This is a genomic window from Gordonia sp. J1A, assembly GCF_055393515.1.
In genome coordinates, this window is the sequence record NZ_AP041607.1 from 1404131 (window position 1) to 1424468 (window position 20338).

The following is a 20338-nucleotide window of genomic DNA, read 5'->3' on the forward strand; positions in this document are numbered from 1 at the left end:
GGGTGTGTTTCGGTTCGGTGGTCGGTGAGCGCGTTCGCTCAGCCTACGATCTGGAGACCAGTCCCTCGATCCGCGCGGCCAGATCGGCGCCCGTGAGCGGCCGTCGGGCCAGGACGAAGATGGTGTCGTCGCCGGCGATGGTGCCGACGACTCCGGGCAGTCGCGCGCGGTCGAGCGCGCTGGCGAGATAACCGGCGGCGCCGGGCGGTGTGCGGAGCACCGCGACGTCGCCGGACGAGTCGGTCGACACCAGCAGTTCGGACACCAGTCGCGAGACCCGGTCGGTTCCGCCGGACACGCCGCGGACCGGACTGCCGTCCTCGGGGACGGTATAGACCCCCGCGCCGCCGTCGGCGGCGCGCAGCTTCACCGCGCCGAGTTCGTCGAGATCGCGCGACAGCGTCGCCTGGGTGGCCTCGATCCCCAGCTCGGCCAGCTTCTGCTGCAGTTCGCCCTGGCTCCGGATCTGTTCGGTCGCCAGGATCTCGACGATCCGGGCGTGCCGGCCGGCCCGCGTGGCGGCGAGCCTCGCCGACTCGGCCCGGCGGGCAGCGGTTCGGTCGGGGTCCGCGCGGTCCACTAGCGGTCCATCAACCAGGCCAGCAACGCCTTCTGGGCGTGCAGGCGATTCTCCGCCTCGTCGAAGACGACGCTCGCCGGACCGTCGATCACCTCGTCGGTGATCTCCTCGCCCCGGTGCGCGGGCAGGCAGTGCAGCACGATCGCCTCGTCCGCGGCGTACCCGAGCAGCTCCGAGTTGATCTGGTATGGACGGAAGGGACCGACCCGGTCGAGCCCGTCGCCCTCATGCCCCATCGAGACCCACGTGTCGGTGACGAGGACGTCGGCGCCGGTCGCCGCAGCGATCGGGTCGCCGATCAGTTCGACGCTGCCGCCGGTCTCGGCCGCGCGCCGCCGCGCCGCTTCGACCACGGCCGGATCCGGTTGGAAGGCCGTCGGTCCGCTGACCCGGACATGCATGCCCGCGGTGACGCCGCCGAGCATCAGGGAATGGGCCATGTTGTTGGCGGCGTCTCCGAAGTAGGTCAGCGTCAGGCCCGCGGCCCGACCCTTCCGCTCGATGATCGTCTGCAGATCGGCGAGCACCTGGCACGGGTGGAAGCTGTCGGACAGAGCGTTGACGACGGGAACGGTCGCGTACTCCGCCACCGCCTCGAGGCGGTCCTGACCGAAGGTGCGCCACACGATCGCGTCGACGAACCGCGACAGCACCCGGCCGGTGTCTGCGAACGACTCGTCACGGCCCATCTGCGTGTTCGCGCCGTCGACCACGACGGCGTGCCCGCCGAGCTGGCTGATGCCGACTTCGAAGGAGAACCGGGTCCGCGTGGAGTTCTTGTCGAAGATGACTCCGACAGCGCGAGGGCCATCCAGCGGGCGGAACCCGAAGCGGTCGCGCTTCATCCGCGCCGCCAGCTCGAGCACCTCCGCCTGTTCGGCGGGTGTCAGATCGTCGTCGCGCAAGAAGTGCCGAGTGTTCTCTGTCATGTCACGCATTCCCATTCTGTGCGTCGATCGCAGCGTCGAGGATGTCCGGCAGGTCGGCGACGAATCCGGCCGCCTGCTCGTCGGTGAGGATGAGCGGAGGCGCCAGCCGCAGCACGTCGGGCGCGGGTGCGTTGATCAGGTACCCGGCCGCCCGCGCGGACTTCTCGACGCTCGCCGAGATGCCGGAGTTCAGCACGACGCCGAGAAGCAGACCGTCGCCGCGCACACCCGCGATTTGCGGATGGCCGAGCTCCTCGATGCCGTCGGCGAGCGATTTCCCGACGCGCTCGACGTGCGAGAGGAGGTCGTGGTCGTCGATGTAACGCAGGACGGCGAGCGAGGCGGCGGCGCACGCGGGATTGCCTCCGAAGGTGGTGCCGTGCTGGCCGGGCTCGAACAGCGCCGCCGCCGGCCCCGTCGCCACCACGGCACCGATCGGCATGCCGCCGCCCAGGCCCTTGGCGAGGGTCATGACGTCGGGCACGATTCCCGCGCGCTGGTGCGCGAACATCCAGCCCGTGCGGCCGATACCGGTCTGTACCTCGTCGAGCATCAGCAGCGCACCGTGCTCGGCGGTGATCGCCCGTGCCTGAGCGAGGTAGTCCGGGGGCGGGACCACCACGCCGTTCTCGCCTTGGATCGGCTCCAGGATCACCGCTGCGGTCCGCTCGGACACGGCGGCGCGGAGCGCCTGCGCATCGCCGTAGGGAACGAAGTCGACGCCGGCGGGCATCGGTTCGAAGGGGGCGCGCTTGGCCGGCTGCCCGGTCATCGCGAGCGCACCCATGGTGCGGCCGTGAAATCCCCCCTCGGCCGCGATGATCTGCGGTCTGCCGGTCCTGCGGGCGAGCTTGAAGGCCGCCTCGTTGGCCTCCGTGCCGGAATTGCACAGGAAGGCGCGGGCCCCGTGGCCGACGGCCGCGCAGAGCCGCTCGCCCAGTTCCACGACCGGCCGCGAGATGTACAGATTCGACACGTGGCCGAGAGTCGAGAGTTGAGCGGTCACCGCCTCGACGATGGCCGGGTTCGCATGGCCGAGCGCGTTCACCGCGATGCCGCCGAGCAGGTCGAGGTACTCCCGGCCGTCGGCGTCGTACACGACCGCGCCGTCGCCGCGCACCAGCGCGACCGGCGGGGTGCCGTAGTTGTTCATCAGCGCAGCGGACCACCGCTGCTGCAGGGGTGCGGTCACTGCCGTCCTCCATCGGGATCGTCGGCGACGACGGTGGTTCCCGACGTCGACGCGGTGAGCAGGGCGGCCAGCACGGAATGCGCTTCACGGCCGTCGATGACGTGTGCGGCACCGATCCCCTCCTGAACGGCGCGCATGCAGGCCTCCATCTTCGGCACCATGCCGGAGTCGAGGGAGGGCAGAAGTGTCGCGACCTCACCCGCGGTGATCGTCGAGACCAGCGACGAGCGGTCCGGCCAGTCGGTGTAGAGACCCTCCACATCGGTCAACATCACCAGATGCTCGGCACCGAGCGCTGCAGCGACGGCGCCCGCGGCGGTGTCGGCGTTGATGTTGTGCACCTGGCCGTCGGCATCCGGCGCGATGGTCGAGATCACCGGGATCCGGCCGGCCGCGATCAGGTCGTCGACCGCGGAGGTGTTGACCGCCGCGATGTCGCCGACCAGCCCGATATCGGTGGGCTCTCCGTCGACCATCACCGTCCGGCGCGTCGCCGTGAACAGGTGGGCGTCCTCGCCGGTGATGCCGACGGCGTACGGTCCGTGCGCGTTGATCAGGCCGACGAGTTCACGGCCCACCTGGCCGAACAGGACCATCCGGACGACGTCCATGACCTCGGGCGTGGTGACGCGGAAGCCGCCGCGGAACTCGCCTTCGAGACCGAGGCGTGCGAGCATCGCGGAGATCTGCGGACCGCCGCCGTGCACCACCACCGGATGGATGCCGCACGCGCGCAGGAGGACCATGTCGGCGGCGAACGCCGTCTTCAGGTCAGCGTCGACCATCGCGTTTCCGCCGTACTTGACGACGACGCGCTTGCCGTGGAGCGCCTGCAGTGCGGGCAGCGATTCGGCGATGACGCCGGCCTTCTGCAGCGGTGTGGCGGTGCTCAGCGGTGAGGTGTCAGTGTTCGTCATGACGAGTAGGCCGAATTCTCTTCCACGTAAGCGTGCGACAGGTCGGTGGTGCGAATGGTCGCCTCGGCGTTCCCGAGGCCGAGGTCGGCGACGACCTCGATGCGATCGCCGGAGAGGTCGACATCGCGGGCCCCGGGTACTCCGGTGCCGTTGCGGCAGATCGGAGAACCGTTGAACGACACCGTGATCCGATCGGGATCGATGGTCACGGGCGCGGCGCCGATGGCGGCGAGGACGCGGCCCCAGTTCGGATCGGAGCCGAAGAGCGCGGTCTTGACGAGCGAGTCGCGCGCCACCGACCGCGCGATCACCAGCGCGTCGTCCTCGGTCGCCGCGCCGGTCACGGTGATCGCGATCCGCTTGGTGACGCCCTCGGCGTCGTTCTGCAGCTGACCGGCCAGATCGTCGCACACGGCGAAGACCGCGGCGTCGAGCTCGGCCTGGGAGACCTCGATCTGGCTGGCGCCGGACGAGAGCAGCAGCACTGTGTCGTTGGTGGAGATGGAGCCGTCGACGTCGAGACGGTCGAAGGTGCGCGCGGTGGCGCGGCGCAGCGCGAGGTCGACCGACTCCGCGCTCACCTTGGCGTCGGTGGTCAGCACCACCAGCATGGTCGCGAGCGACGGGGCGAGCATGCCCGCACCCTTCGCCATGCCGCCGACGTTCCAGCCGCCGGTGTGGTGCAAGGCCACCTGCTTCGGGACGGTGTCGGTGGTCATGATCGCGTAGGCGGCGTCGGTCCCGCCTTCGAGTCCGCCGCCCATCTCGTGCACGATCTCGGTGACTCCGGCGAGCACCTTGTCCATCGGCAGCCGCTCGCCGATCAGGCCGGTCGAGCAGACGGCCACCTCGACGGGCCCGGTCTCGGTACCCCAGCTCGACAGCGTCGACGCGACCGCTTCCGCGGTGGCGTGCGTGTCCTGAAAGCCCTCGGGCCCGGTACATGCGTTCGCTCCACCGGAATTGAGGATCACGGCGCGCAGAGACCGGTTCTCGATCACCTTCTGCGACCACAGCACCGGTGCGGCCTTGACCTGATTGCGAGTGAACACCGCCGACGCCGCCAGGTCGGGGCCCTCGTTGAACACCAGCGCGAGGTCGGGCTTCCCGTTGGCCTTGATCCCCGCCGCGATTCCCGCCGCCCGGAAGCCCAGCGGCGCCGTGACGCCCTGGCGGCGGGTCATCCGCGAGCCGACCAGGAGATCGATGTCCGGCACGGGAACGGTCTGGGTGTCTGTCACGGTCGGGTCCTTCACGCTGTTCGAGCCTGTCTCTGCTTCGGTCACGGTGCCACTCCCACGGTCGCCAGGCCCTCGCCTTCGCCCCAACCCAGGGCCAGGTTCATCGACTGGACGGCCGCACCGCCGGTGCCCTTGGTCAGGTTGTCGACGGCGCCGACGGCGACGAAGGTGCCGGACCGCTCGTCGACGGACAGACCGATCGAGACCATGTTGGTTCCGACCACGGACCCGGTCTCGGGGAACTCTCCCTGCGGCAGGAGATGCACGAAGGCCTCGTTCTCGTATGCCTTCTCATAGGCCGACCGGAAATCATCGATCGACGCGTCGGTGCGCGCGGTGCACGTCGCGAGGATGCCTCGCGACGTGGGCACCAGCACCGGAGTGAAGGAGACCGACACCGGGAGCGATGCTGCCCGCGAAAGAGCCTGCGTGATCTCCGGAGTGTGCCGGTGCACACCGCCGACACCGTAAGCGCGGACCGATCCGATCACCTCGGACGCCAGCAGATTCACCTTCGGCGCCCGGCCGGCACCCGAGGTGCCCGACATCGCGACGATGGTGACCGCCGGTTCCACCAGGCCCGCGGCCAACGCGGGCAGCAGAGTCAGAATCGACACCGTCGGATAGCACCCGGGCACCGCGATCCGGCTCGCTCCGGCGATCACGTCCCGGTTGCCCGGCAGTTCCGGCATGCCGTACGGCCAGGTGCCCGCGTGGTCACCGCCGTAATAGGCCGTCCACTCCGAGGGGTCCTCGAGCCGGAAGTCGGCGCCGCAGTCGACGATCAGGGTGCTGGGAGGCAGGGCATCGGCGATCGCAGCCGACTGTCCGTGCGGCAGCCCGAGGAAGACCACGTCGTGACCCGCCAGAACCTCCGGCGTCGTCTCCTCGAGCACGCGGTCGGCGAGCGGGAACAGGTGGCGGTGATGCTCACCCAGCCGCGTGCCGGCGTTTCCGCCCGCCGTCAGTGCGCCGATCTCCAGTTCACCCGAACCCAGGCGCGGATGCCCGCACAGCAGTCGGAGGATCTCACCGCCCGCATAGCCGCTCGCACCGGCGACAGCAACCTTGATAGTCATGAAATCATTATGCACTACAGCGCAAAATAATTCACCTAGTCGTGCTCCGCGTCAGCGCAAGCGGGCGCCCACGACCTCGCCCGCATGCGCTACCGCAGCCATCTTGGCCTCGGTCCCCTCATCCTCGGTGAGCGTGCGGTCGGCGGCGCGGAAGGTGAGCGCGAAGGTCAGGGACTTGTTGCCTTCGCCGACTTGAGCACCGACGTAGACGTCGAAGAGCGAGATGGATTCGAGCAGTTCTCCCGCGCCGGCGACCAGCGCATCCTGCACGTCCTGGGCGGCCACGTCCGCGGCCACCACGACGTTCACATCCTGCAGCACGGCGGGGAACGGCGACACCTTCGGCGACGGCAGGTTCTGGCGCAGCGGCAGCGCGTCCACGTCGATCTCCACCGCGCACAGCCGCGCGGGCAGACCGGTGCGTTCCAGCACCGCCGGATGCAGTTCCCCGGCATGACCGACGACGACGCCGTCGACCTCGAGCCGAGCGCAGCGGCCGGGGTGCCAAGGCCGATGGTCGTCGGCCACGAGTTCGAGCTCCACCCCCGCGGCCCGGCCGATCTGCCGAGCCGCCTCGAACGCGTCGTAGGCGTCCGCGGTGCGGCCCGGCCCGAGCGGACCCGCCGGCTCGCGCAATCCGGTGAGCAGGACGGCCACGTGCAAGGGCTGGTCGGGCAGGGATGCGTCGAGCGCCGTCTGCTCGGCCTCGGTAGGCCGGCGCGTCACATCCAGCGGGGGCACGGTCGGACCCTGCTGACCGCCGATGACGACCTGACCGATCGTGTACAGCGCGAGATCACGGCGGCCGCGGGCGATGTTGCGCGCCGCCATCTCCATCAGTCCGGGCAGCAGAGTGGTGTTCAGCTCCGGCCGGTCGGACTCGAGCGGATTGAGCACGGAGACGGTCCGGCGGCGGACGTCGTCGGCGGGCAGATCCCATGTATCGAAGACGTCTGCGGGAAGGAACGGGTAAGGCAGGACTTCGACGTACCCATCGGTGGCCAGGCCGACGCCGATGGCACGGCGACGGCGCTGAGCGGGGCTCAGCCCGCGACCACCGGTGGCTCGCGGCACCACGGCCGGGATGTCCTCGAGACCCTCGAGTCGCAGCACCTCCTCGACGAGGTCGGCACGCTGGCGCAGGTCGGGTCGCCACGACGGCGGGGTCACCAGCAACGGCGAGTCACCGTCGACGACGCATCCCACCTCGCGCAGACGCGCGGCGGTGGTCCCAGCCGGGTACTCGACACCGGCGGTCGCATCGGGAAGTCCCGGGTCGATCTGGATGGCGGCGGAGGGAACGGTCGCGGTACGGACGTCCGACAGCGGACCGGCGACGCGGCCGCCCGCCAGTTCGGCGATCAGCGCGGCGGCCCGGTCGGAGGCCACCGCGGTGATCTCCGGATCCACGAGCCGTTCGTAGCGCTTCGCCGCCTCCGACGACAGCTTGTGGCGCTTGCCCGTACGGAACACCCGCACCTGGTCGAAGTTGGCCGACTCCAGAAGGATGTTCGTGGTCTCGTCGGAGACCTCGGTCGCGGCTCCACCCATCACCCCCGCGAGGGCGATCGGGCCGGAGTCGTCGGCGATCACCACATCCTCAGGGTCCAGCTTGCGCGTGACGCCGTCGAGAGTCTCGAGGGTCTCCCCCGCTCGTGCGGAGCGGACGCTGACCGTGCCGCGGATCTTGTCCGCGTCGAAGGCGTGCAGTGGCTGACCCAGTTCGATCATCACGTAGTTCGTGACATCGACGATCGCGGAGATCGGCCGGATACCCGCCACCATCAGTCGTTTGGCGATCCACCACGGCGACGACGCCGTAGCGTCGACACCGGTGACGACGCGGGCGGTGTAGCGGGTGGCGTCACTGTCGGCGTCGATCGCGACCGGCCATGACTCCCGATCGACATCGGCCGCCAGCGGCTCCCCGGCCAGACCGTGATCGACGTAGGGCACTTCGAAAGCACTGGCCAACTCGCGGCCGAGTCCGCGCATGGAGAAGGCGTAGCCGCGGTCGGGCGTGACGTTGACCTCGATCGCCGTGTCGGCCAGGCCGAGGACCTCGCGGGCGTCGGCACCGGGCTCCGCGGTCCCCGGTGCGAGCACCAGGATGCCGGAGTGGTCGTTCCCGATCCCGAGTTCGGTGACCGAACAGATCATCCCGTCGGAGGTCTTGCCGTACGTCTTGCGCGTGGCGATCGCGAAGTCGCCCGGCAGCACTACGCCGGGCAACGCCACGACCACCAGGTCGCCGACAGTGAAATTGCGTGCACCGCAGACGATGTCGCGAGGCGCCTCCTCCCCGACCGCCACCTGGCAGAAGCGGATCGGCTTCTTGAACTCGGTGAGCTCCTCGATGGCCTCGACACGGCCGATGACGAGCGGACCGGTGATCTCCGGGAAGGGCTCGATGTCCTCGATCTCGAAACCGACGCGTACGAAACCCGCGTCGATCTCCTCGGTCGAGGCGGTCCAATCCGGGGAGCCTTCGCGGAGGACCTCGGTCAGCCAGGACTTTGGGAGACGCACTTGTTCACCAACTACTTTCGTGTGATCGCTGCGAAGATTCTGCTAGAGGGCCGGACCGAACGGGAGGGTGAAGCGCACGTCGCCTTCGACCATGTCGCGCATGTCGGGCAGGTCGTTTCGGAACTGGAGGGTCCGCTCGAGTCCCATTCCGAAGGCGAAACCGGTGTACACGTCCGGGTCGATGCCGCTGGACCGGAGGACGTTCGGGTTCACCATGCCGCAACCGCCCCACTCCACCCATCCGGCGCCGCCCTTCTTTCCCGGGAACCACACGTCGACCTCGGCGGAGGGTTCGGTGAAGGGGAAGTAGCTGGCGCGCATCCGAGTGGTGGTCTCGGGACCGAAGAGCGCCTTCGCCAGCACCTCGAGCGTGCCGCGCAGGTTGGCCATCGTCAGGCCCTTGTCGACGGCCAGCCCTTCGATCTGGTGGAAGACCGGGGTGTGGGTCGCATCGAGTTCGTCGGTCCGGAAGGTGCGGCCGGGGCAGGCGACGTAGATCGGCACTTCGCGGCTGAGCATCGAGCGGACCTGCACCGGCGAGGTGTGGGTGCGCAGCACCTGCCGCGATCCCTCGGGCGCGATGTAGAACGTGTCCTGCATCGAGCGCGCCGGGTGGTCGGGCAGGAAGTTGAGAGCGTCGAAGTTGTGGTGCTCGGTCTCCACCTCGGGGCCCTCGGCGATCTCCCAGCCCATGCCGACGAAGACGTCGGCGATCTGGTCGCCGATCACCGTGATCGGATGACGGGCACCGCGGCTGCGGCGGCCCGATGGAAGCGTGACGTCGATGGTCTCGGCGACCAGTACCGCGGCGTCGCGTTCGGCGGTCAACGTCTCGGTGCGGGCGTCGAGTGCCGCCTGAACCCTGCCGCGGACCTCGTTGACGAGCTTGCCCGCCGTCGACCGCTGATCCTTCGGCAGCGTGGCCAGTGCCCGTCGCGCGAGAGCGATGGGCGACCGGTCACCGAAGTACGCGGCTTTGGCCTTGGCCAACGCCTCCAGATCGCCGGCGGCGTCGAACGCGGCGACGGCGTCCGCGACGGCCGCGTCCAGCTCGGCGCTGGTGGGGAATTCGTTGACAGCAGAATCGTCAGCCACCGGGCTCGCATCTCCTATTGCGTAGAGGCCTGAAAGAACTCGGGTCAAGGGTAGTCGAAACGACCCGCGCCCCTCCCCTCAGGCCGCCGTCGGCCGCCGTCGCGGGCCCGCCCCGGCGTCGACGTCGTCGTTCGCTCGGGAGACGGTGTCGCGCGTATCGGCCCGCTTATGGTCTACCGTCATCAAAACATCGATTTCAGCAGGTCGCACTGTTGGGGGCCGAGCAGAGGAAGGCAGCCAGTTGTCGAAAGCGCCGGGAACGACCATCGCCGGTTATCGCGTGGTCGAACTGCTGGGTTCGGGTGGCATGGGCGACGTCTACGTCGTCGAGAACGAACAACTCAGCCGCCGCGAGGCGATGAAGGTGATCTCCGTCGGAGGGGCGTCGAACCCCGATTTCCAGCAGCGTTTCAGCAATGAGGCGCGGACGATGGCGGCACTCGATCATCCGTCGATCGTCACGATTCACAATTACGGGATCGCCGACGACCAGCCGTGGTTCACGATGAGTTTCATCGACGGACCCAATCTCGCCTCGGCGCGGCTGACTCCCGCCGAGGTGGTCCAGGCGATCGTGCAGGTGGCAGACGGACTCGACTACGCCCATTCGCGGTCAGTGGTGCACCGGGACATCAAGCCCGCGAACATCGTGGTCACGCGGTCGTCGGACGGCTCCCTGCACCGGGCGGTCCTTCTCGACTTCGGCATCGCCAAGCTCGCCGATTCGCCGCAGCTGACGGCGGTGAACTCCATCATCGGCACTGTCGCCTACACGGCTCCCGAGGTGATCGGCGGCGCCCACGCCGGACCTGCGTCGGACCAGTACTCACTCGCGTGCACCGCGTACGAGCTCCTGGCCGGGCGGCCGCCCTTCGCCGCCGAGAACCCGACGGCGCTGATGATGGCCCACGTGCAGCAGCCGCCGCCTCCGCTCGGCGCGGTGCGTCCCGACCTCGACGCGCTCACCCCCGTCCTGATCCGCGCGATGGCGAAGGATCCCGCAGCGCGATTCCCCGACTGCCGCGGCTTCGCCGCCGCGCTCGACGCGGCTCTGCGCCAGACCGCAGCCGGACAGCACACGATGGTGGCGCCGGTGGCGCCGCCCGGTCCGAGCGGACCCACCCCGGCACCCGCACCGACACCGGCTCCCACGCCCGCGCCGACCCCGTGGCCGGGACCGCAGCATCACGGCCAGGCGCCGATGCCGTACGGCGACAGCGGCCCCCAGCCCGCCCCGCAGTACTCCGGACAGGCGCCCTACCAGGCGGCACCGCACTACCCGGGCCAGCCCTACCCGGGACAGCAGTTCTCGGGACCCGGCCCCTTCCCCGGCGGACAGCAGGCGGGACCCGGCCCCTACGGATTCGCGGGACCACCGCCGCAGCCGCCGAAAAAGCGGCGGCGTATCGGCTGGATCGTGGCCGCCGTCGCCGCGGTCGCCGTCGTCGCAGTGGCCGCGACCTCGCCTCTGTGGTGGCCGTCGTCCGACGAGCCCGCCGCCGAGGTCTACGCGACCCCGCAGATCGCCGGGGCGTACGGCAGCGAGTGCATGATCGGCTCCGGCATCCTCTACTGCTGGGGCGACAACTCCAGCGGCCAGCTGGGAGACGGCACCACATCCGAACGCAAGACGCCGACCAAGGTGGCCGGGCTCTCGAACGTCACCGCGGTCTCGATGGGCGCCTTCGACTCCACCGGATCGAACTCCGCGGTCACCACCTGCGCGGTCGCGGACGAATCGCTGTACTGCTGGGGAGACAACCTCTTCTGGCAGGCCGGCGACGCCGGAACGATGAGCAAGAAGACCACCCCCTTCAAGGTGCCCGGGCTGGGCAAGGTGACCACGGTCTCGACGTCCAACTCCTCGACGTGCGCGGTCTCCGACGGCGACCTGTACTGCTGGGGCTTCTACTCGGGAGGGCAGCTGGGCAGTGGGTCGACCACCGACAGTCTGAAGACTCCCACGAAGGTGGCCGGGCTCTCGAACGTCACGGCGGTGTCCTCACGGGCCGGGTCGGTCTGCGCCGTCGCATCCGACGAGCTGTACTGCTGGGGGCGCAACTGGGACGGCCAGCTGGGCGACGGAAGCACCGACGATCACAGCACCCCCACCAAGGTCACCTCTCTCAAAGACGTGTCCGCGGTGTCCGTCGGTGGCGGCACCATCGACAACACCCCGTTCTGGAACACCTGCGCCATCGCCGAGGGCGCTCCGTACTGCTGGGGCAGCAACAAGAATCAGCAGCTCGGCAAGGACTCCGAGGCCAAGAAGAGCTCACCGGCGAAGGTGGAGGGTCTCACGGGCGTCAGCGGGATCTCCGTCGACATCGGAACGTTCTGCGCGGTGGCGGACGGCGACGTCAGCTGCTGGGGCAACAACCTCTACGGTCAGGTCGGTGACGGGTCCACCTCACAGCAGTACAGCCCCCAGCACGTGTCAGGCGTGAGCGACGTCCGCCAGGTCGTCACCTCCTACAGCGTGACGTGTGCGGTCACGGGTTCGAGTCAGTACTGCTGGGGTCTCAACAAGACCGGACAGCAGGGCGACGCGACGCGTACGGAGGATCAGATCACCACGCCGCACGAGGTGAAGCTCGCTGCATGATCAGCCGGCGTGCCTGCCGCGCCGGCCGATCGGCACCACCATCGGTGTGCCGCCGATCGGATCGGTGACGATCTGTGATTCGAGACCGAAGGCCGCCGCGAGCAGTTCCGGGGTCAGCACGTCGTTCGGCGATCCCTCGGCGACGATCTCGCCCGAGCGCATGACCACGAGCGAATCGCTGTAGCGGGCCGCGAGATTCAGATCGTGCAGCACCATGACCACCGTCTTGCCGTGCTCGGTGCGCAGTTCGTCGACCAGATCGAGGACGTCCACGGCGTGCGCCAGATCCAGGTAGGTGGTCGGCTCGTCCAGCAGCACCAGATCGGTCTGCTGCGCCAGCGTCATGGCGATCCACACGCGCTGGCGCTGACCGCCGGACAGGGAGTCGACGGCGCGGTCGGCCAGTTCGGTGGTCGAGGTCAGTTCCATCGCCTCGGCGACGGCGACCTCGTCCTCCCGCGACCACTGCCGATACCAGGACTGATGCGGGTGCCTGCCGCGGGTGACGAGATCGGCGACGGTGAGGCCGTCGGGCGCGATCGGGTTCTGCGGGAGCAGACCGAGGGTGCGCGCCACCTGCTTCGGCTTCTGCGTCGCGATGTCCTTTCCGTCGAGGATCACCACTCCCGCCGACGGCGACAGCAGCCGCGAGAGCGTGCGCAGCAGAGTCGATTTGCCACAGCCGTTGGGACCGACGATGGTGGTGACCCGGCCGGTCGGGATCGTCACGTCGAGGCCGTCGATGATCGTCGTGCCGTCGTATCCGACCGACAGCCGCTCGGCCGACAGCCGCGGTTCGGCGGAGCCTGCGATCACGGCGTCGGTTCGGTCGGCGACCTCCGGAGAAACTGACACCTCACACCCCTTCGATTAGGTTTCCGCACCATCGACTCCGATAGTAGCCTCACCTAACTTAGGTGAGTGAAGCCTATCCCTCCAAGACTGCCGCGTCCTCGTGTGCCAGATACACCCACGCACGGATGCCGGAGCTCAGCGTCACCTCGACGCGACGATAGTCGTCGACCTCGTACTCGTCCGCCGCACGCAGACCGGCGTCGTCGAGTTCCAGCCGGGCGCCGGGCACTTCCGCCTCGGGTGCCCCCGGCCGCAGAATCAGGTGGGTCGCGGTACCGCTCAATGCGATGACCTCGGGATCGGTGATCGTCACCGTGCCGATCTCGAAGCCCGGCAGGGTGTCGGGCTCCGTCGGCATCCGGGCGCCGAAGACGCCCTCCTGCACCGCGGGATCCGTCAAGGTGCCGTAGCTGAAGAGGACGTGCATTCCGGAATCGTACTGCCGCAAGGATTTCCGGAGAACCTCACCCGGCCAGGACCCCTCGGAGATCAGCGTCCGCGGTTCTGCACGCGGGAGCTGGCGTACAGGCAGATCGCGCTCGCGGCGGCGAGGTTGAGGCTCTCCGCGCGCCCGCGCAGCGGAATCCGGACGCGGTGGTCGGCGCCGTCGAGCACCTGCCCGGGCAGTCCGTGGGCCTCGTTCCCGAACAACCACGCGTGCGGCCGGGCGAGGACCTCGTCGGCGTCGTCGAGGCTCAGCTCGCCGTCCATCTCCGTCGCCAGCGTCGTGATGCCCGCCGCGGCGACGGCGGCCAGTGCACCCGCGACATCCGGTTCGCGGACGGTCGGGATGTGGAAGAGACTCCCCGCACCCGCCCGGACGCTCTTGCCGTTGTGCGGGTCGACGGACTCCCCCAGCAGGACCACCGCGTCGGCCCCCATGGCGTCCGCACACCGAGTCAGGGTGCCGAGGTTTCCCGGCTCGCGCGGCTCGACCGCGATGACCAGAAGCTTCGGTGAGCGCGCGAGGACGTCGCCGAGCGCCGCCGTCAGCAACTCGCACACCGCGAAGATCCCGGGCGCCGTCGACGTCTCGGACAGTTTGTCCGCCGCGCGGTGTGAGAGGCGCTGCACACGAACGCCCGCGTCGAGCGCACGGTGGACCAGATCGGCGTGCCGATCGGCGTCGTCGTCGCGCACCAGTACCTGCAACGCACGGCCGGTGCTCAGCGCCGCATCGACGGCATTGAATCCCTCGACGAGGAATCGGCCCTCGCTCCGGCGCACCGACGCGCGATGCAGCTTCGCCAACGAAACGACCCGCGACGAACGTTCGGTGAGAACATCCGTCGCGGGTCCAGAACGCGTCACTGCGATCTCAGCGGAGATCAGGCAGCGGGAGCGTTGACGTCCGCGGGCAGCGCGGCACGAGCCACCTCGACCAGACCGGTGAACGCGGCCGGGTCGGTGACGGCGATGTCGGCGAGCACCTTGCGGTCCACCTCGACGCCGGCGAGCTTGAGGCCCTGGATGAAGCGGTTGTAGGTGATGTCGTTCGCACGAGCCGCCGCGTTGATGCGGGTGATCCAGAGCTTGCGGAAATCACCCTTCCGCGCCTTGCGGTCCCGGTACGCGTAGGTCAGCGAGTGGAGCTGCTGCTCCTTGGCCTTGCGGTACAGGCGCGACCGCTGTCCGCGGTAGCCCTTCGACGCCTCGAGAACGGAGCGGCGCTTCTTCTGGGCGTTGACAGCCCTTTTCACACGTGCCATTAGTCAGTGTCCTTCTAAAGTCTTAAGCGGAAAGTCAGCGGTTCAGCAGGCGCTTGATCCGCGGGGCATCGTTCTCGCTCACCACGGTGATGCCGTCCAGGCGACGCGTGACGCGCGAGGACTTGTGCTCCAGGAGGTGGCGCTTGCCTGCCTTCTGACGGACGATCTTGCCGCTGCCGGTCACCTTGAATCGCTTCGCGGTGCCCTTGTGCGTCTTGCTCTTCGGCATTGGTTTCCTTCATTCGGGCGGACCCGAGTCCCGCCCGGAGCGATCCGGGCGGTTCGGGTCCACTGCTACTTCAGTGTGGTGGGTTCAGGATCCCTGCTGGGCCTTGGCCCTGGTCTTCGCGCCCTTATGCGGGGCGAGGACCATGGTCATATTGCGTCCGTCCTGCTTGGCCGAGGTCTCGACGAAGCCGTACTCCGCGACGTCGTCTCCCAAGCGCTGCAGCAGGCGGTAGCCCAACTCGGGGCGGGACTGCTCGCGACCGCGGAACATGATCGTCACCTTCACCTTCGAACCCGCTTCGAGGAACCGGATGACGTGACCCTTCTTGGTCTCGTAATCGTGGTCGTCGATCTTCGGGCGGAGCTTCTGCTCCTTGATGACGGTCATCTGCTGGTTACGGCGGGACTCGCGCTTCTTCTGCGCCGCCTCGTACTTGAACTTGCCGTAGTCCATGATCTTGCACACCGGCGGGCGCGCGTCGGGCGCAACCTCCACCAGGTCCAAGTCGGCTTCGTAAGCCAGGCGAAGCGCATCTTCAACACGCACAATGCCCACCTGCTCACCGCCGGGTCCGACGAGACGGACCTCGGGGACGCGGATGCGCTCGTTGATGCGGGTTTCAGTGCTGATGTGGCCTCCTCGATCAATGTTTTCCATGTGGCCGGCCAATACGACTGGCAAGCGTGAGGAGATTCGAGGCCGAGAACACCATAATGCCCGCCGAGAGCCGAGTGACCTCGGTTCATCGACTGGCGATGGTGTGACCGGAACCGTGAAACTGCGTGTCTGGGACAGCGTCGCACGGTGGGACTCGAAGAATCCTCTTGCTACCCCGGCGCGAACCGAGGCGGTCATGCTGTGACAGTCTAACAGGCGTGAACGATAACTCCTATTCGACCGGCGACACCTCCTCCGACGACGCGAACGTCCACGTCGCCCCGGGAGGTGTCGGCGGAGACGACGCGAACCAGGACAACGTTCGCGAGCTCGCCACTATTCCCGCAGTCGAGGTCACCACCCGCGCGGCGATCATGCTGATGAGCGCCGCGGCCGAGAAGATCGGCCCCGATGCGGGCGGAGACGAGGAGTTCAAGGATCTGCCCGACGCCCGCGCGCTGATCAACGCACTGGCCGGCCTCGTCTCCGCCGCCGCCCCTGATCTCGGCCTGCATCGCAAGCCGATCCAGGACGGGCTCAAGGCGCTGCAACTCGCATTCCGCGAGGCGTCGTCGTACCCCGACGCTCCCGGCGAGGGGCCCGGCGAGAAGTACACCGGACCGGTCAAGGGCTGATCACGCCGCCCGGGGTCGTAGACGTCCGAGTCGGAGGCGTCCGGGTCGCAGACGTCCGGGTCGCAGGCGTCCGGCGTAGGCTGGAGCGATGACCCACTCCGGCGACGACGAACCCCTCGACGCCGAAATCGTGCCGCCCGACTCCGCGCCGCCGGTACAAGCACCCTCGTACGAAGACGTCACCGGATACACGCCGGCGGGTGTGCCGACCTTCGATCATGTCCGCGACAAGATCGAGCAACGCACTGCGACGGCCATCGGGAGCCAAGAGCTGTCGGAGATGTCGGCGGAGGCCGAAGCGCTCGACGACGCGATGGCGAAACGTGAAGAAGCCGCCAAGAAGAAGCTCGAGGAGCTCCGGCGGTCGATGGGGCTCTAACGCCGCGGCGCGGCCGCCACCACGACCACCGTCTGCCCGTCCTCGCCGGACACCACCCGCGGGCGCAGGCCGACAGCGCGAGCGGTCTCATTGGCCGCGGGCGCCTGTCGGGCGTTCATCTCGATCGCGACAGCGCCCCCCGGCGCCAGCCACTCGGTCGCCTCGCGCAGCAGATCCGACGCGTGCCCCAGACCGTCGTCGCCCCCGCCGATCAGCGCCGAGCGCGGCTCGTGATCGGTGGCCTCATGCGGAAGCAGCTCCAGCGCCTGGGCCGGCACGTACGGCGGGACCGCCGCGATCACGTCGATCTCCCGGCGCAGCTCCGCAGGCAGTCCCGACAGCCCCGCGCCCCGGTACACCGCGCCCGAGATGAGATTGCGGGAAGCGAACCCGACCGCAACCGGATCCGCGTCGGTCGCGGCCACCTGCGCGGACCGGCACCGGGCCGCGACGTACGACGCGATCGGCGCGACTCCGCAGAACGCCTCGACGAACACCGGCGCGGGCCGGGCTCCGAGCAGGTCGACAGCTACCCGCGCCAGCAGCCGCGACCGCTGTCGTGGCACGAAGGCTCCCGGCCCGACGGCCAGTTCCAGACCGGCGAAATCGACGTGTCCGACGACGTGCTCCAGCGGCTCACCTGCGGCCCGCTGCCGCGCCCACTGGCCGAGTTGTGCCTCGCCGTCCGCCCAGCGGCGGAGAATCGCGGCCTCCTCTTCAGCGAACACGCAGCCCGCCGCACGCAATCGCGTGGTCAGCCAGTCGTCTCCGCCGGCCGAGGTCACGGCGCGAGCAACTCCCTGATGAAGGCGCCGGTGTGGCTCCGGGCAACCTCTGCCACCTGCTCGGGTGTGCCCTCGGCGACCACGGTGCCGCCGCCGCTGCCGCCCTCGGGTCCCATGTCGATGATCCAGTCGGCGGTCTTGATCACGTCGAGGTTGTGCTCGATGACGATGACCGTGTTGCCCTTGTCGACGAGCCCGTTGATCACCAGCAGCAGCTTGCGGATGTCCTCGAAGTGCAGGCCGGTGGTCGGCTCGTCGAGGATGTACACCGTGCGGCCGGTCGACCGCTTCTGGAGTTCGGCCGCCAGCTTCACCCGCTGCGCCTCGCCTCCGGACAGGGTGGGTGCGGGCTGACCGAGCCTCACGTACCCGAGACCCACGTCGACCAGCGTCTTGAGATACCGGTGGATCGAGGTGACCGGCTCGAAGAAGTCTGCGGCCTCCTCGATCGGCATATCGAGGACCTCGGCGATCGTCTTGCCCTTGTAGTGCACCTCGAGCGTCTCGCGGTTGTACCGCGCGCCGTGGCACACCTCGCAGGGCACATAGACGTCGGGCAGGAAGTTCATTTCGATCTTGATGGTGCCCTCGCCCATGCACGCCTCGCACCGGCCGCCCTTCACGTTGAACGAGAACCGACCGGGCTGGTAGCCGCGCACCTTCGCCTCGGTGGTCGCCGCGAACAGCGTCCGGATCTTGTCGAAGACGCCCGTGTACGTGGCCGGATTCGATCGCGGTGTGCGGCCGATCGGCGACTGGTCCACCTGGACCAGTTTGTCGAGGTGGTCGAGGCCCTTGATCCGCTTGTGATGGCCGGGCACCTGCCGCGCGCCGTTCAGCTTGTTCGCGAGCACCGTGGCGAGGATGTCGTTCACGAGGGTCGACTTGCCCGACCCCGAGACGCCGGTGACCGCGGTCAGGACCCCCAGCGGGAACGACACGTCGATGTTCTTGAGGTTGTTCTCGCTGGCACCGACGACGGTCAGCATGCGCTTCTTGTCGATCGGACGCCGGATCGACGGAACCGGCAGCACTTCGCGGCCGGACAGATACGCGCCGGTGATCGACTCCGGATTCGCCAGCAGGTCCGGGTAGCTGCCGCTGTGCACCACTCGCCCACCGTGCTCGCCCGCACGCGGGCCGATGTCGACGATCCAGTCGGCGGCCCGGATGGTGTCCTCGTCGTGCTCGACGACGATCAGCGTGTTGCCCAGGTCGCGCAGCCGGACGAGAGTGTCGATCAGCCGCCGGTTGTCCCGCTGGTGCAGACCGATGGACGGTTCGTCGAGCACGTACAGCACTCCCGCGAGCCCGGCTCCGATCTGCGTCGCGAGGCGGATGCGCTGAGCCTCGCCGCCGGAGAGCGAACCCGCCGCCCGCGAGAGCGAGAGGTACTCGAGGCCGACATCGAGCAGGAATGTGATGCGCGCCTGCACCTCCTTGAGGACCCGTCCGGCGATGGCGGCCTCGCGCTCGCCGAGTTCCAGACCGTTCAGGTAGTCGGCGCACTCGGCGACCGACAGCGACGTGACGTCGGCGATCGACTTGGGACCGTACACCGGGTGGTCGAGCGTGACCGCCAGGATCTCCGGCCGCAGCCGGGCGCCGTTGCAGGCCGGGCACGGCACGTCGCGCATATAGCCCTCGTAGCGGTCCTTCATCTGCTCGGACTCGGTGGTCTCCGCACGCCGCGACAGGAACGCCATGACGCCCTCGAACTCGGTGTAGTACGACCGCGTCCGTCCATACCGGTTGCGGAACTTCACATGGACCTGATGATCGGAGCCGTTCAGCAGTGCTCTGCGCGCGGTACGCGGCAACGACTCCCACGGGGTGTCGACGTCGAACCCCATCTGGTCGCCCAGACCCTCGATCAGCCGGAGGAAGTAGTCGGCGTTATGACCGGTCGACCAGGGGGCGATCGCACCCTCCCGCAGGGTGAGGTCGGGATCCGGCACCACGAGCGATTCGTCGACCTCCTTGCGGACGCCCAGACCGTCGCACTCGGGACAGGCGCCGAACGGCGAGTTGAACGAGAACGCGCGCGGCTCGAGATCGTCGATCGCGATCGGGTGGGAGTTCGGGCAGGCCATCCGCTCCGAGAAGCGCCGCTGCCGGTTCGGGTCGGATTCGTCGACGTCCACGAAGTCCAGCACCACGATGCCGTCCGCCAGCCGCAGCGCCGTCTCCACCGAGTCGGTCAGACGCTGGCGGGCCGACGGCTTCACGACCAGGCGGTCGACCACCACGTCGATGTCGTGCTTCTCCTGCTTCTTGAGCTTCGGCGGATCCGACAGCTGGTGAACGGCTCCGTCGACCATCGCGCGCGCGAAACCCTGGACCTGCAGTTCGGCGAACAGATCCACGAACTCGCCCTTGCGGCTGCGCACCACGGGGGCGAGGACCTGAAAGCGCACGCCCTCGGCCATCGCCAGCACCTGATCGACGATCTGCTGCGGCGTCTGGCGGGCGATCTTCTCGCCGCACACCGGACAGTGCGCGGTACCGGCGCGCGCGTAGAGCAAGCGCAGGTAGTCGTAGACCTCGGTGATGGTGCCGACCGTCGAGCGCGGGTTCCGGTTGGTCGACTTCTGATCGATCGACACCGCGGGCGAGAGCCCCTCGATGAAGTCGACGTCGGGCTTGTCCATCTGCCCGAGGAACTGCCGCGCATACGCCGACAGGGACTCGACATAGCGTCGCTGCCCCTCGGCGAAGATCGTGTCGAACGCAAGCGACGACTTCCCGGAACCGGACAGGCCGGTGAACACGATCAGCGAATCGCGCGGCAGGTCGACATCGATCCCGCGCAGATTGTGCTCCCGTGCACCCCGGACGATCAGGCGATCAACCACAGAAAGTTCCTTACGTTCACGTCGCAGAATTATCCGGCTGCAAGCGTACGCGGACCCTCCGACAATT

The 20338-nt window shown here is 68.7% G+C and carries 19 protein-coding genes; 3 read left to right on the top strand and 16 right to left on the bottom strand.

Annotated features, from left to right (window positions below; genetic code table 11):
* Positions 1-43 precede the first annotated feature (43 nt).
* The 8 genes from ACZ5QD_RS06540 to pheS all read right to left on the bottom strand — a co-directional run bounded on the left by ACZ5QD_RS06540 (position 44) and on the right by pheS (position 9562).
* On the bottom strand, positions 44-580 hold the full coding sequence (locus ACZ5QD_RS06540) for an arginine repressor (RefSeq protein ID WP_006895475.1): 537 nt from the start codon (positions 578-580) through the stop codon (positions 44-46).
* Positions 580-1509 carry an ornithine carbamoyltransferase gene (gene argF, locus ACZ5QD_RS06545; RefSeq protein WP_006895474.1) on the bottom strand — a complete coding sequence of 310 codons (930 nt, stop codon included), beginning with the start codon at positions 1507-1509 and terminating at the stop codon, positions 580-582. Before argF ends, ACZ5QD_RS06540 begins: the two co-directional genes overlap by 1 nt.
* Before the next feature lies 1 nt (position 1510).
* A complete protein-coding gene (locus ACZ5QD_RS06550; protein ID WP_006895473.1) occupies positions 1511-2701 on the bottom strand; it encodes an acetylornithine transaminase in 1191 nt (396 codons plus the stop codon).
* Entirely contained in the window at positions 2698-3618 is a 921-nt protein-coding gene (argB, locus tag ACZ5QD_RS06555) for an acetylglutamate kinase (RefSeq protein WP_006895472.1), read from the bottom strand. The genes ACZ5QD_RS06550 and argB overlap by 4 nt, the downstream gene beginning before the upstream one ends.
* On the bottom strand, positions 3615-4802 hold the full coding sequence (gene argJ, locus ACZ5QD_RS06560) for a bifunctional glutamate N-acetyltransferase/amino-acid acetyltransferase ArgJ (protein WP_231650268.1): 1188 nt from the start codon (positions 4800-4802) through the stop codon (positions 3615-3617). Before argJ ends, argB begins: the two co-directional genes overlap by 4 nt.
* Before the next feature lie 98 nt (positions 4803-4900).
* Positions 4901-5938 (bottom strand): N-acetyl-gamma-glutamyl-phosphate reductase, encoded by a 1038-nt coding sequence (gene argC, locus ACZ5QD_RS06565; RefSeq protein WP_006895470.1) that lies wholly within the window; start codon positions 5936-5938, stop codon positions 4901-4903.
* Between the two features lie 51 nt (positions 5939-5989).
* Positions 5990-8467 carry a phenylalanine--tRNA ligase subunit beta gene (pheT, locus tag ACZ5QD_RS06570; protein WP_006895469.1) on the bottom strand — a complete coding sequence of 826 codons (2478 nt, stop codon included), beginning with the start codon at positions 8465-8467 and terminating at the stop codon, positions 5990-5992.
* 42 nt (positions 8468-8509) lie between these two features.
* Positions 8510-9562: a phenylalanine--tRNA ligase subunit alpha gene (pheS, locus tag ACZ5QD_RS06575; protein WP_006895468.1), complete on the bottom strand. Its 1053-nt coding sequence runs from the start codon at positions 9560-9562 to the stop codon at positions 8510-8512.
* 241 nt (positions 9563-9803) lie between these two features.
* Between pheS and ACZ5QD_RS06580 the strand changes: the two genes are divergently transcribed.
* On the top strand, positions 9804-12167 hold the full coding sequence (locus ACZ5QD_RS06580) for a protein kinase domain-containing protein (protein WP_464367187.1): 2364 nt from the start codon (positions 9804-9806) through the stop codon (positions 12165-12167).
* Here the strand turns inward: ACZ5QD_RS06580 and ACZ5QD_RS06585 are convergent, their stop codons facing one another.
* The 6 genes from ACZ5QD_RS06585 to infC form a co-directional block, all read right to left on the bottom strand.
* Complete coding sequence (locus tag ACZ5QD_RS06585; RefSeq protein WP_082083861.1) at positions 12168-13022, bottom strand: ABC transporter ATP-binding protein; 855 nt, start codon at positions 13020-13022, stop codon at positions 12168-12170.
* A 73-nt stretch (positions 13023-13095) separates the two neighbouring features.
* The gene (locus ACZ5QD_RS06590; protein ID WP_006895465.1) at positions 13096-13449 is read right to left on the bottom strand and encodes a gamma-glutamylcyclotransferase family protein; all 354 of its coding nucleotides are present in this window, start codon (positions 13447-13449) and stop codon (positions 13096-13098) included.
* A 62-nt stretch (positions 13450-13511) separates the two neighbouring features.
* Positions 13512-14339, bottom strand: coding sequence for a TrmH family RNA methyltransferase (locus ACZ5QD_RS06595; RefSeq protein WP_039867011.1), 828 nt, complete (start codon positions 14337-14339; stop codon positions 13512-13514).
* A gap of 11 nt (positions 14340-14350) precedes the next feature.
* A complete protein-coding gene (rplT, locus tag ACZ5QD_RS06600) occupies positions 14351-14731 on the bottom strand; it encodes a 50S ribosomal protein L20 (protein ID WP_006895463.1) in 381 nt (126 codons plus the stop codon).
* A 34-nt stretch (positions 14732-14765) separates the two neighbouring features.
* Positions 14766-14960, bottom strand: coding sequence for a 50S ribosomal protein L35 (rpmI, locus tag ACZ5QD_RS06605; protein WP_006895462.1), 195 nt, complete (start codon positions 14958-14960; stop codon positions 14766-14768).
* Positions 14961-15044: 84 nt separating this feature from the next.
* The gene (gene infC, locus ACZ5QD_RS06610; RefSeq protein WP_006895461.1) at positions 15045-15617 is read right to left on the bottom strand and encodes a translation initiation factor IF-3; all 573 of its coding nucleotides are present in this window, start codon (positions 15615-15617) and stop codon (positions 15045-15047) included.
* Between the two features lie 218 nt (positions 15618-15835).
* On the opposite strand from infC, the gene ACZ5QD_RS06615 reads away from it, so the two are divergent.
* Both ACZ5QD_RS06615 and ACZ5QD_RS06620 read left to right on the top strand, forming a co-directional pair.
* Positions 15836-16252 (top strand): DUF1844 domain-containing protein, encoded by a 417-nt coding sequence (locus tag ACZ5QD_RS06615; RefSeq protein WP_006895460.1) that lies wholly within the window; start codon positions 15836-15838, stop codon positions 16250-16252.
* Between the two features lie 88 nt (positions 16253-16340).
* Positions 16341-16631, top strand: coding sequence for a hypothetical protein (locus tag ACZ5QD_RS06620; protein ID WP_006895459.1), 291 nt, complete (start codon positions 16341-16343; stop codon positions 16629-16631).
* Here ACZ5QD_RS06620 and ACZ5QD_RS06625 read toward each other — a convergent pair.
* Together ACZ5QD_RS06625 and uvrA are read right to left on the bottom strand one after the other, a co-directional pair.
* Positions 16628-17416, bottom strand: coding sequence for a class I SAM-dependent methyltransferase (locus ACZ5QD_RS06625; protein ID WP_006895458.1), 789 nt, complete (start codon positions 17414-17416; stop codon positions 16628-16630). The two genes, ACZ5QD_RS06620 and ACZ5QD_RS06625, sit on opposite strands and share 4 nt — an antisense overlap.
* Positions 17413-20271: an excinuclease ABC subunit UvrA gene (gene uvrA, locus ACZ5QD_RS06630; protein ID WP_006895457.1), complete on the bottom strand. Its 2859-nt coding sequence runs from the start codon at positions 20269-20271 to the stop codon at positions 17413-17415. The genes ACZ5QD_RS06625 and uvrA overlap by 4 nt, the downstream gene beginning before the upstream one ends.
* Positions 20272-20338: the final 67 nt, after the last annotated feature.

Excerpts from the sequence above, each read along its gene's own strand:
- argF (WP_006895474.1), bottom strand. The coding sequence starts at position 1,509 with ATGACAGAGAACACTCGGCACTTCTTGCGCGACGACGATCTGACACCC.
- argB (WP_006895472.1), bottom strand. The coding sequence starts at position 3,618 with ATGACGAACACTGACACCTCACCGCTGAGCACCGCCACACCGCTGCAG.
- argJ (WP_231650268.1), bottom strand. The coding sequence starts at position 4,802 with ATGACCCGCCGCCAGGGCGTCACGGCGCCGCTGGGCTTCCGGGCGGCG.
- argC (WP_006895470.1), bottom strand. The coding sequence starts at position 5,938 with ATGACTATCAAGGTTGCTGTCGCCGGTGCGAGCGGCTATGCGGGCGGT.
- ACZ5QD_RS06590 (WP_006895465.1), bottom strand. The coding sequence starts at position 13,449 with ATGCACGTCCTCTTCAGCTACGGCACCTTGACGGATCCCGCGGTGCAG.
- rplT (WP_006895463.1), bottom strand. The coding sequence starts at position 14,731 with ATGGCACGTGTGAAAAGGGCTGTCAACGCCCAGAAGAAGCGCCGCTCC.
- rpmI (WP_006895462.1), bottom strand. The coding sequence starts at position 14,960 with ATGCCGAAGAGCAAGACGCACAAGGGCACCGCGAAGCGATTCAAGGTG.
- infC (WP_006895461.1), bottom strand. The coding sequence starts at position 15,617 with ATGGAAAACATTGATCGAGGAGGCCACATCAGCACTGAAACCCGCATC.
- ACZ5QD_RS06620 (WP_006895459.1), top strand. The coding sequence starts at position 16,341 with ATGACCCACTCCGGCGACGACGAACCCCTCGACGCCGAAATCGTGCCG.